Origin of the sequence: Chitinophaga sp., from assembly GCF_036566945.1 — a bacterium.
Lineage (GTDB): Bacteria > Bacteroidota > Bacteroidia > Chitinophagales > Chitinophagaceae > Chitinophaga.
Genome location: NZ_DATCVJ010000906.1, coordinates 1 through 12,098 on the forward strand (window position 1 = coordinate 1; position 12,098 = coordinate 12,098).

At 46.1% G+C, this 12,098-nt stretch carries 12 protein-coding genes; all 12 read right to left on the minus strand.

The annotated features are described in order from the left end of the window. Positions 1 to 724, minus strand: a 724-nt coding sequence (locus VIP81_RS27225; RefSeq protein ID WP_331968831.1) for an NAD(P)/FAD-dependent oxidoreductase, incomplete at its 3' end; no start/stop codon positions are given. Beyond that, positions 711 to 4,586, minus strand: coding sequence for a 1-acyl-sn-glycerol-3-phosphate acyltransferase (locus VIP81_RS27230; protein WP_331968834.1), 3,876 nt, complete (start codon positions 4,584 to 4,586; stop codon positions 711 to 713). The genes VIP81_RS27230 and VIP81_RS27225, both read right to left, overlap by 14 nt. Then, complete coding sequence (locus VIP81_RS27235) at positions 4,579 to 5,772, minus strand: DUF2062 domain-containing protein (RefSeq protein WP_331968837.1); 1,194 nt, start codon at positions 5,770 to 5,772, stop codon at positions 4,579 to 4,581. Before VIP81_RS27235 ends, VIP81_RS27230 begins: the two co-directional genes overlap by 8 nt. After that, a complete protein-coding gene (locus tag VIP81_RS27240; protein ID WP_331968840.1) occupies positions 5,773 to 6,132 on the minus strand; it encodes a 3-hydroxyacyl-ACP dehydratase in 360 nt (119 codons plus the stop codon). Positions 6,133 to 6,151: 19 nt separating this feature from the next. Then, the gene (locus tag VIP81_RS27245) at positions 6,152 to 6,775 is read right to left on the minus strand and encodes a hypothetical protein (protein WP_331968843.1); all 624 of its coding nucleotides are present in this window, start codon (positions 6,773 to 6,775) and stop codon (positions 6,152 to 6,154) included. Further along, a complete protein-coding gene (locus VIP81_RS27250) occupies positions 6,753 to 7,352 on the minus strand; it encodes an outer membrane lipoprotein carrier protein LolA (protein WP_331968846.1) in 600 nt (199 codons plus the stop codon). The genes VIP81_RS27245 and VIP81_RS27250 overlap by 23 nt, the downstream gene beginning before the upstream one ends. A gap of 25 nt (positions 7,353 to 7,377) precedes the next feature. Further along, the gene (locus VIP81_RS27255; protein WP_331968849.1) at positions 7,378 to 8,157 is read right to left on the minus strand and encodes a polysaccharide deacetylase family protein; all 780 of its coding nucleotides are present in this window, start codon (positions 8,155 to 8,157) and stop codon (positions 7,378 to 7,380) included. Next, positions 8,151 to 9,215: a beta-ketoacyl synthase N-terminal-like domain-containing protein gene (locus tag VIP81_RS27260; RefSeq protein WP_331968852.1), complete on the minus strand. Its 1,065-nt coding sequence runs from the start codon at positions 9,213 to 9,215 to the stop codon at positions 8,151 to 8,153. Before VIP81_RS27260 ends, VIP81_RS27255 begins: the two co-directional genes overlap by 7 nt. 156 nt (positions 9,216 to 9,371) lie before the next feature. Continuing rightward, complete coding sequence (locus tag VIP81_RS27265; RefSeq protein ID WP_331968855.1) at positions 9,372 to 10,565, minus strand: beta-ketoacyl-[acyl-carrier-protein] synthase family protein; 1,194 nt, start codon at positions 10,563 to 10,565, stop codon at positions 9,372 to 9,374. Beyond that, complete coding sequence (locus VIP81_RS27270; protein WP_331968858.1) at positions 10,562 to 10,828, minus strand: phosphopantetheine-binding protein; 267 nt, start codon at positions 10,826 to 10,828, stop codon at positions 10,562 to 10,564. Before VIP81_RS27270 ends, VIP81_RS27265 begins: the two co-directional genes overlap by 4 nt. A gap of 19 nt (positions 10,829 to 10,847) precedes the next feature. Further along, positions 10,848 to 11,417: a beta-ketoacyl synthase N-terminal-like domain-containing protein gene (locus VIP81_RS27275; protein WP_331968861.1), complete on the minus strand. Its 570-nt coding sequence runs from the start codon at positions 11,415 to 11,417 to the stop codon at positions 10,848 to 10,850. A gap of 52 nt (positions 11,418 to 11,469) precedes the next feature. After that, a partial coding sequence (locus VIP81_RS27280) for an NAD(P)/FAD-dependent oxidoreductase (protein ID WP_331968864.1) occupies positions 11,470 to 12,098 on the minus strand: 629 nt, incomplete at its 5' end.

The window sequence follows — 12,098 nt, forward strand, 5'->3', positions numbered from 1 at the left end:
CCGTGACGGCCATATTGCGGATGATGTCCCCACCGTTTTCCCGGATCTGCTGACAGAGTAGCTTTCCTATCTGGGAGCCACCATCCACGCATTTCCAGGAACTTTTCATATAGCTGTTTACCACCAACGCATGTACGTAAAACGGCGTTTTATCTGCTACGCCGGCATATAGCAGGTTGTTGCCCGCCAGCACCTGTTGCAGCTTTTCGTTGTTGGTGATACTGCGTAAATAATCGACTGTATTTAACTGCAACACACCGCGTTTTTCTTCATAGTCGCCGGTACGTAAATTATAAAGCGGGAACTTGCTGCATACTTCGCTGATCTTATTACAATAAGCGCGCAGGGCGACTTCTTCTTCCGGAAAATCTGCCAGCAGGGTACGGATAAAATTTTCCTCTCCCTGTGCCAGCCGGTATACTTTATCATCGCCGGCAAAACTAATATGGTCGAAACCGTCCATATCCAGGCGTTTCAGCCGGAGCTTATCATAGATGCCGAGGTACTTAAATACTTTATATAAATTTTCTCCGGGCGCCAGTCCGCCAATATAATGCACGCCGGAATCGAAGATGACTTTTTCGCGGGAATAGGTTTGCAGACAACCTCCCGTTTGCCGGTTTTTTTCATAGATGCATACACGATACCCGTTACGGCTGAGAATAGCGCCACATACGAGGCCTCCAAGGCCACTGCCTATAATGATCACATCATAGTTGTGCATAGTTTTCCTGGGGAAGTTTTTTGATCACAAATATTACATTGGAGGTATACCGGGTATTATCTATTTCCTCCGCTACTGCTCCATATTTGTTCACCAAACCGCGCACATGTGCAGCCGAGAAAAACGATAACCGTTTGCTTTTCGTTTTATTAAACCCAAACACCCTGGTAGACATAAACTCTGTAAACTTAGTACCCTCATGCCTTTTATCCATATCGCTGTCACCGTCACGTATAACGATCACGCCATCGGGTGTTAGTCTTTCAATGCATTGCTGCAACAATGTTTCCTGCTCCTCAGAAGACAGGTAATGCAGCATATCACTTAAAATAAAAGCATCATAAAATTCGAAAGGCGTGGCAGCAATGTCGCCATGAATGAATTGCAGCTGTTCCGGTTTTTTATAACAATAAGCAGCTGTGGCTATTTTATCTTCATCGTAATCAATGCCTGTAATGTTGCGGCCGGGCGCTGCCCAGGCCAGCATATAATCCATGAAGCCGTATCCACAGCCAATATCCAGTATACGTCCTTCCTTCGGTAATAACTCATGGAATAACTCGTAGTTGTTTTCCATTCTTGTTTTTATCCGCATGTACCATTCCAGCACCGGACCTTTATAAATGAAGTTATATTTCAGCTGCTCCTGGAAATATTGAGGCACTTCCGTTTCGGCCCGCAGCAATTCATATTGTTGTTTGAAATAACGGCTGATAGATTTCGTACGTGCACTGTAGGTATCTCCCCAGGTAAGGTCCTGCGGAGTAATGCGGGGCAGGTATTTCACCGTTACCGTACCATCTTTCAGCAGGAAATCGCCCTTACTCATCGTATAGGCGGTACCGTGAATCACCATTGGTAATATATCCAACCCCAGTTGTTCGGCTATATAAAAGGCGCCTTTGTGGAAACGCTTGATCGCCGGGTCTGGAGAGCGGGTACCTTCCGGATATACGACAATAGAATAACCCTGATTCACTCTCTCCCGTAATTTTTCGATCGCTCCTTCTGCCCCATCTGCGACCGGGTAATAGTCAGCCAGCCGCACCACCGCACCAAATACCGGTGAACGCCATACCCATTGATTGGTCAGCAAAACCACCTTGGGATGCAGCATGGTAGAAACGAGAATATCGAGGAAAGACTGATGATTACTGATGATCACTGCCGGCTTTTCCAGCTGTTCATTTGCCGGATTAATAATGCGCTTTTTTAGATTGCGCATAATATATAATACACTGTGGGTATAAGCAGAAAGAATACGATGATATAATACCTTACCTCTTTCTTTGTTAAAAGGATTCCACCGGATCAGAATGGTTCCGATGAGCGTTAACAGCAAACAACCTATAGTAAAGTAAAGGAAAGAAAATACAGAAAGTGACCATCCTTTCATCGTCCATGGTGCAAAGCCTTTCCGCACCCGATTAGTGATCAGCCAGTTAAAGAGAAACGGAATCAGTACCTGCGAAATCAATACCACCGTACCGATACCGATAATAGAAATGAGAGCGATTGATTTCAGCGAAGGATGTTGCGCAAAAATCAACACCCCTAAACCCAGTATGGTAGTGATGGCAGACAGGAAGATAGACGACTTGAAAGAAGACAATGTTTTCTTACCTGTCCTGTATTCCTGTAACAGCCCGTCCATCATAAAGATGCTGTAGTCATCTCCCAAACCAAAAATAAAAGTAGACAGGATGATGTTTACAATATTAAACTTAATACCAAACAGGCCCATGATACCCAGTATCCAGATCCAGCTTACAGCCATCGGAATAAAGGTGATGAGTGCCAGTTCAATACGACCATAAGAGAGTAACAGGGCAAAGAACACCAGCAGAGAAGTCATCCAGGCAATGCTGTTGAATTCATCTTTGATCACTTCCACCAGGCGATTGGCCGCGTATTGTTTATCCAGTACAATAGTACCAGGTAAGTTCTCCAACGCATCGTATACTGCCTGTTTATGCGCCGGATCTACTTTTAATAGGGTGACCAGTGAAGTAGTGCTGTTCTTTTGTATGATGAAATCACCCAGATTACCGCTGCGCAATACTTTCAACGCATCGGGCGATAGTGGGTGAAACTCCTTATTCAACATGCCTTCAAAGGGATTGAAAGCCGCCGTACTGAAGCCCAGTCCTTTACCTTCTGAGCGCAGGTAAGCCAACACTTGCTGTTTTTTCTCTGCCGTCCAGTATTTATTCCAGCGATCAATACGCGTCTGCTGTTCCTTGTTGGATAACAGTAACGCCTGTACGCCGGCATATTTTTTCACGATGCCTTTGGCCTGTAATTGTTCTACTACCGGTATCAGCTGCTCTCCGTTTTCTAACGCCCCTTCCAGGTCATGGCCGTCAGATACTACATACACCGATTGTGCAATGTAGGAGTTCACGGCATTCAGCTGTGTTTCCGCAGCTTTCAACTTTGGCGTCATGTAGTTCATGCGCATCATATCACTTTCAAAAGATACGTTGCGGGCAGTATAAAAAAATACGATGGTGAGCAGGAAAATAGCGCCTACCAGGTATTTATTTTTTTCAGGTTTATAGGCAGATAATTTATCCAGCCAGTTCTCTTTGTGTGCATGTACCGTTTGCGGTTTATGTCCGATAACGATCCAGTGCGGTAAAAATATCAGGGAAAATAATGCGGCACCTACAAGGCTGAGGGCTGCAAACAGGCCCACATCGCGGAGCATGGGTGAGTGTACAAACTGCAGGCATAAGAAACCACCTACAGTAGTAAAGCTGCCCAGCGTCATCGGTGTAGCCAGGTCGTTGATCACTTCACGGATATCCTGTGAATGGCGGAAGTGATTAAACACATGCAGGGAATAATTTACGGCGATACCCAATACTACCGCACCTGCACCCATGGCCATCACAGAAATATGGCCCTTCAAAACGTATATCCATGCCAGTGAAAACAGGCCGCCAAAAATTACCGGCAGCATCACGAGTACGGGGGAACGTTTTTTCCGGAAAAACAAAGCAATCAGCACTACGAGCAATACCACCGTAATGCCTTGTGTAAGAAAAGTATCCTGCCTTAATTGCGTGGCATTTCCTACAGACACGGCAGTACCGCCAAAGTACGAGGCCGTTACGCCGGGGTAATGTTGATCAATACTGTCTTTTATTTTATCCAGCCCCTGCAGAAATTGTGCATTGATTTTAGTGGCACCTGGCGGATTGGCCGGGGTGATAAAGATCAGCACGTGTTTGTGATCTTTGGTGATCACATAATTATCGTATAGTTCAAACTGATCGTCGTATTGCAGGTGTTGTAATTTCTTCACGCCTATCCAGGAAATGCCTACCGGATCGGCCTGGATCATTTTCTTTAACACCAGTCCTGCCGGTGATATCAGCGTATTATAATCGTATTGCAGTGATTTCTGTAACTGTGCTGTTTCCAGCAGGCTATCTACTTTTGAATAATCTTTTTCTTCCAGGAAGATGGGCAGGTTTTGTTGTATCACCTGCATCAATCCCATGACCATAGCATCTTCCGCCTGCGATTGTATTTGCCGGATGTAGGGAGATAATTGTGTGCCGGCATTGGAAGCCAGTTCCGCAGCGTATGCCGTCAAACTGTCTGGTTGCGCTTCTTTTGTAGTGTCTTTTTGGGAGATGGTAACAATCAGTTTATCCGCAAAACGCGAGTCCTGGAACACCTGTTGCAGTTTGTCCAGTTTTTTATCCTGTGGTAAAATTTTCGTGATATCCTCCTCCAGCTTTATTTGCGCAGCAAAGTACCCCACCAACAGAAAACTGGCGATGGTACAAGTCCACAGCCAGCCTTTATGTTTTTCAAAAAAGTTATATATCGCTACAAAAAAGCTACCCATTTTTTTTCTCTTTTCTAAATATTGTCAACATCCCCCAACTTACGGCCCACATTAATAGTCCTCCCAGCACTGCCAGCGTTATGGCGCCGTATACATACTGTAGCATGTTATCTTTAATCGTATCGAAGTTAAAACCATCTTTAAATATCAGGTCGCTGGCCGTTTGTCCCATCCATACTTTACCCACGAGGAAGCTCGCAAAGAGGACAAATGGCGTAAACGGCGGCGTACTGATATGTGCTGAGAGCAGCACCAATGCTTTATTTAATTTTAGTTTAATAGACACCAATATGGCCACCAGCAGCTGAAAGCCCCAGATAGGCACAATGGCCATAAATACGCCGAATCCAATGGCTATGGCTTTCCGCATATTCGATTCATCTGCTTTCAGTACTTCTTCTTTCCACATCTTTTTCCAGTTTTCCTTTTTCAGGAGAAAGCGGATAAAATCGCGTGGTTTGATATACAGGAAAGTGGTCAGTACCAATATAATATTGAGTATGGTGATGCGTGTTACATCCGGGACAGGACGGAAATGCGACACCCGTTCTTCCGGTGGCGGATAATACACTTTTACCGGCGTCCAGTCTACCTTAATACCTTTCCAGGCACTGCGTACCAATACTTCAATTTCAAATTCGTACTTCGTACAGAAATAGTGCATGTTACCCATACGATGCAGGGGGTACAGGCGGTATCCGGACTGTGTATCCGGTCCTTTTAAACCGGTAGTAACGTTGAACCAGAAGTTGGATACTTTATTGGCGGAAGTACTTTTACCAGGCATGTTTTCCTGGTGCAGGTTGCGGGCGCCAATGATCAGTGCACCGGGACGTTCGTCTATCTGTTGCAGCATGGCGGGCAAGTCGGTGGCAAAATGCTGTCCGTCTGCGTCCATGGTGATCACATAGTCATATCCTTGCTGCATAGCATAAGCAAATCCGCGGCGCAGGGCGATGCCTTTACCACGGTTAGGGCTATACGAAACCAGCTGCAGGGAAGGAAATTGCTCCAGCACTGCCAGGGTTTCATCGGTAGCACCATCGTTTACTACAATAACATGATTCGTGTATTCCAGTGCATCAGACAGTACAGCGCCGAGTGTGCCGGCGTTATTATACGTAGGGATCAACACCGCTGCGCGGTGACGTTCAAAGTGGGCGTTATGTGTAGGCTGGTTAGTCACTTAATTAAATATACCCTGAAACTTCATAAATGTTTTGTCTTCCCGTTTCAATGTAGCGTTCACTTTCCATCCTGCTTCGTCTGCTTTATAATTTACAGTAACGTCTACCAATGGTTGTTTCACCGGATCAATCATTTGCAGAAACTTCATCTGGCTGGCTTTCTTCATCGACACTTTCTGCTTCAGGGTGCCTTCCAGTACTTCTGTGATGGTTTGCATCATGCATACACCGGGCACTACCGGCTGTTCAGGAAAATGTCCCTGAAAGATCGGATGCGCCGCATTGAGTTCAATCGTGACGGTTACCTGTCCCGGCTCTTCGGCATGTGCTGTTACTGTATAAAAATTACCTGCTAACATGTACTATATAATTTGCTTGTTATTTCTCTACTTTCTGTAAAGAGATATTGAATTTGAAATGTTCATGCCGGATATTGATGGTGTCCGGTACGCCGTTGTTATAATGCTGCATCCATACGGTTACTGCGGGTTTGCGCCGGGACGATTTTTCTATGCGTACCAGCTGCGTACAGGCGGTATCCGTGATATAGTAGTTGTTGCCTTTTTCGGTAGGCACTACTATATAACGGTAACGATTATCCGTAGCCATATGCGCCGCTGATAAATCCGGGTGCAGCAATACCAGTGCAAAATCCTGTTGTAAAGTTTTCACCACTGCTTTTTTATCCATTTTGGCCAGCAGATAGTGTTTGGTGAAATTGCCCTGTTTATCAAATTCAAAATCAAAGAACTTAAATCCCATTTCGTTAGCAAATACCACGCGGATACTACTGTCTGGCATTTGCTTGAAGAACAGGAGTCCGCTGAGGTGATGCTTTAAAATATCCACCTGCGTACTATAAAGGGTGGAATTAAACTGAGGACTGAACTGACGAATACAATTTACGTCGCCCGCAGCCGGTTGTAACCCTTTATACACTGATCTGCAACCTCCCGTCAGCAAGGCGATACCCAATATACTACTTAGCAGAAAATACCGCATCCGGGATGTTTGTGTTCAGTTGTTTATGTAAAAAGCTGATGGTGGTATCATCTCCGGACAACTCCGCCATCGTAATTTTTGATACAGAATAATCCTGTTTGTCTACCAGCAGCACAATCGACTTAAAGTAGTCTTTCATCGTTTTGTTTACCGGTTCCATTTCCAGCCGGAAATACTGGGCATTTTCGGTGGCTTTGGTGGTAAAGTCCGCGTTGTCCAAAACCGTACCCCGTACACAGTCTACCGTAATTTTGTTGATCTGTTCAAATAGCTTATTGCTTTTTCCTGACACTTTATTTTCCTTCTGCGCATCTTTTATCCGGATATCTTTTCCGTTGATGACCAGCAGGTAGTAAGAAGGCTGCAGGTATTCCATTCTTACTTTATTATCTTTTTTAAACCAGAACTTGCCTTTGGATACAATCTTATCCGACAGCATGGTCAGGTTTTTTTCCTGTACAAAATCGCACTGAATACTTTGTGTGTTTTGTGCGGCCTTTGCAAACTGCTGTTTCAGCGGCGTCATATCTGCTACTGGCTTAAATCCGGTTTGTGCCTGCGTTTGCAGGCTTACCATCCCACACATCAAAATTAACATCCATTTACACATATGCGCGTACTTTTAACATTTTATCGATCCTTTCCAGCTGATATCCCTGTTGACGGATACCGCGGATCAGTTGTGGTAATATATCGGCGGTTATCTTACAGGTATCATGCAGTAAAATAACAGCGCCTGGTTTCAGCCGTTCCAGTATGCTGTTCAGCAATTGTTTTTCATCTTTTGCTACCGTATCCAGTGAGCGTATATTCCAGCCTACCGGCAGATAATTACCTGCTTTCACGGCTCTTGCCAGGTTAGGATTGGTAACACCGTATGGCGGGCGAAATAAGCGGGGCGTGAGTCCCGTAGCGCTTACCGTCATGGCATCCATCTGCTGCATATCCGTGAGCATATCACCGGATAATTTCATATCAAACCAGAAGTGATGTGAATAAGTATGGTTTCCTATTACATGTCCTTCTTCGTATATGCGTTTCAGTAAGTGCTCGTTGCCGGCGATATTCTTTCCAATACAAAAAAAGGCGGCAGGCACATTTTCCTGTTGCAGGATATCCAGTATATGCGGTGTATAATCAGGCTGCGGGCCATCATCAAAAGACAGCGCCACTACTTTTTCGGTGGTATCTGCCTTACACAACACCTTCATAAAAAAGCCGGCTTCTATATTGATAGCGCCGCGAATGGTGAGCGGCAGGAAAATCAGTACCGGCAAACCGTAAGCCCAGAAAGGAATATCGCGCGCCTGGTATTTGTCCAGGTACAACAGTACCAGGAGGCTTACAATAGCAACGATATTTACCACTCTGTTATTTAGCATGCGGTCAGTAATACCAGGGAATGGTGTGTTCCCTGATGATGGTTATACAATAATACTTTTTTGATCTGTTTGGGCGCCCGTCCAAAAAACACGGCAGCTTCCGGCACTTCCTGTGCTGCGATAATGGCGTTGGCCAGCCATACGCCGAAAGCGGCGGCGGTTGGATATTCGCCACACAGGTGTTTAAAGCAGGCTTCCGCATGTTCCGGGAACAGGGCAGCAGCTACTTCTTCATATATTTCATCCTGATCTATATCACCGTTTCTGCCGGTAACGATCAGGTCAATGTCTGCAGGGGTACAGTTATTATCTTCCAGGAATTTCATGATATGACCAATCACTTCTCCTTCCCAGAGTGGCTTGTAGAGCGTGCTCACACCAGACAGTTCGGCTACGGTGCCGGGTTCTTTGGTAATGCCTAAAGTAAAAAAGGCAGCGCCTTCTCCTGCAATAGTACCGCTGTCGGGGCTGTTCAGCAGCTCCATGGTTTTTACCGGCGTCTTTTTATAAGTGCCGAAACGCGACAGGAGCTGATGGCTGTAGTTGGTAATTTCATCTACTCCGCCGGCCAGAATATGTTGGGCAGAGCCTTCTTTCAATATCATGATGGCATCCAGCAGGGCATGTTCAAAAGAAAAGCCGCGGTGCACAAAGGTGTTGTTATATCCGTTACAACCCAGCAGCAGCGCTATTTGTCCGGCTACGGTGTTGTGGGTACTCTGTATAAAAGCGGTGGGGGTCAGCATTTCTTCCTGCTGATTCACCATTTTAGTTAAAAATACGCCGGTGTCATCGAGGCAACCGTAGGCGGTGCCGGTAATGATGGCATCCGGAGCAGTGATGCCGGCAGCTTCCAGGCTCAGATTAGCAGCACCCACGCCCATTTTTACCACGCGGCTCATACGGCGGATCTGTTTCACATCAATCCATTGCTTGTAATCCGGATCTACGGTAGACAGGCGAACCTGCTCGTATTCCCTGGGAGGAGCCAGCAAAGGGCCTCCCTGCGCAGTTTCCTGCGGAGATATACAACCGGTGCCATTTATGTAGATATTCATAGAGCTTTTAGCTTTTAGCTGTTAGCAGTTAGATTGTATTGTTTGTTTAACCTTGTTGTGAAAGCAATTGCTGTTAGCTGTTAGCTTGTATTGTTTGTTTAGCGGTTACCCTACATTGTTGTGAAAGCAATTGCTTTATGCTTTCAGCTTTATGCTTTATGCTTTCGAAAAAATCAGGCTTGAACAGTTGCCTCCAAAGCCGAATGAATTAGACATGACATGTTGCAGGTCATGACCGCTTGAATATTCGGTGACGGGTGCAAATGGTATTTCTTTCATCTGGTGTTCAAAGCGTGCGTTAGGATAAATAATACCTTCTTTCACTGCCAAAGCAGAGAAAACGGCTTCTATCCCGCCGCTGGCGCCCAGCGTATGGCCGGTGAACGATTTAGTGGAACTCATGGCCGGAAAATGCGGCGCAAAGAGTCTGTTAATGGCGATTCCTTCCGACACATCGTTGTTTTGTGTACCGGTGCCGTGCAAATTAATATATCCTATTTGCTGTGGCTGGAGCCCGCTCATATCCAATGCACCCTTCATGGCCAGGTAGTTGCCTGTACCATCAGGAGAAGAGGCCGTTTGGTGGTATGCATCATTGGCGTTGGCAAAACCGCTGAACCGGCACCAGGGCTGCAACTGGGCAGCCAGGCTATCCGATACCAGCACTACATAACCAGCGCCTTCGCCCAGATTGAGTCCGGTGCGGGTATCATCAAAGGGTCTGCATGGCTGCTGATCCAGGATCATGAGGGTATTAAAACCATTCAGGGTAAAGCGTGTCAGCGCGTCTGTACCACCGGCAATCACTACATCCACGATGTTATTGCGGATCATGCGGGAGCCATACATCAGGGCATTGGCCCCGGAAGAACAGGCGGTACTGATGGTAGACACATGATGCCGGATGCCCAGCATATCGGCGACCAATTCTGTGATACTGCCACACTCATGGTGTAATACCTGGTGTAAGCGGCCACCACGTGGGTTAGCAAGGAATTCCGGGAAGAAATCCTCCGTTTTATCCATTCCTCCCACGGTATTGCCGGAAACGAATCCTACGCGATACTGCGATATATCTCCCAGACCGCTGGACTGCCACGCCTCGCGGGCGGCAATCATACTGAGCAGGGCGGTTCGGCTGATATGTTCCGGCAGGCGTGCCATATCGGCGAGTGTGGCATTGTCTGCCTTCACTTCCGCCACCGGAAAGGTATTACGATGAACAGAAGGCAGGTATTGCATAGCCGCCATTCCCGGTTGCATATTCCGGAACGACTGCAAGCACTCATTTAGATTCAGACCTATACCGCTGATGACCCCACCACCTGCTATCCACACCTTTTCACTCATGCCTTTACGGTTTGATTTGCTGTAATATATTCTGCCATGGAGCGAACAGAATGGAATATTTTTGGTCCTTCTTCAGGATTTGCAATGCGGATATTATAGTGCTGTTGCAGCAATACAATCAGTTCCAGCGCATCGATAGAATCGAGTCCCAGTCCATCTTTAGAAAACAGCGTCTGATCGCTGCCGATGCTGTCCGGGGTTAGTTCCTGCAAATTCAATTGTTCAATGATCTGCGCTTTCAGATCCGACATCAACTTTTCCACTGTAATTTGATTAAAGTTATTAACTATTTGTTTGTTGATATAACGACGACAAAGCAGCAGCTGTTAAAGGCTGCGCTGTATCGCTTTGTTTATTTTCCACGAGGAATAATGCTACCTCGTATTGTTGTTCCATTACTTCTACCCAACCACAGATACAAGCCTGCAGAGGTGTTTCTGCCAGCAGCTGCGCCGGGTAAGTGCTCATCAATACCGTATCAAAAGCAGCTGACACAAAAAAGGTATTCTCGCCTTTAAAACCATGCCGGATCGCTATTTCCCCCATTACAATGTTGGGCAGCGTGTATACGAACAGGGCCGGACTGGCAAACTCCTTTACAGTGGCATAATAGCGCAGGTCTGTATCCAGACTGCTACTCCGGTTGGATAAAACCATGCCCACCTGTTCCGGTGGCAGGGTATTTACCCTGGTATCTTTCAGCAATACTTCTGCCGCCAGCCAGCCAAGCTTGCTGAGGGCATCCATCTTATGAAATTTAGGATACTGCCCGGAAAAACGGTCGTAGCCTGCGCGCAGAAAATCAGGTAATTCCAGCCCCTGTTCTGCTTCCCATAACAAAGTATCATTCAAATACACCTTGTTGTGGCGAATGATACAACTTCCTGTAATATATGCCGACTCACTATTCAATGGGTGAACTACTTTTTAATTTTTCGGTTAATTCTATTGTCCGGGCCAGGCGTTTTAATGCGGTGTCATGATTTTTGACAAAAGGATTATCCATATCCCACACATAACCAGCCAGTACGGAACAAATTTGTCCTTTGATGAGCGGATCTGCATCTTTCTTAAAGAAAATGGTATCCAGGGTACCTTCGTACCAGGCCATCACGTAGGAGCGGAAAGTATTTACCCCTTGCAGCGTTGGTTCCATGTACTCTTTTTCCCAGTCTACCGCCTCTCCTTTCAGTTTTCTGATCACCAGCTTTGCCGCTGTTTGAGCAGATACGCAGGCCAAAGTTACACCAGAAGAGAAAATCGGATCCAGAAATTCTGTTACATTCCCGGTAAGCACGTATCCGTCGCCATAAAACTTATCGGTGGTAGCGGACCAGGACTGTAATATTCTTGGTTCAAATACCAGTTCCACATCGCGGAAACGCTCTCTGGTATAAGGTTCTGCTTCCAGTAAGGCGCGATATTTTTCTTCGTCGGTGCCCGGATATTGTTCAAAAAATTCCGGATCTCCTACAAAGCCCAGAGAGGTTACCCCGGTAGCAAAAGGAATGATCCAGATCCAGACACCTTTTT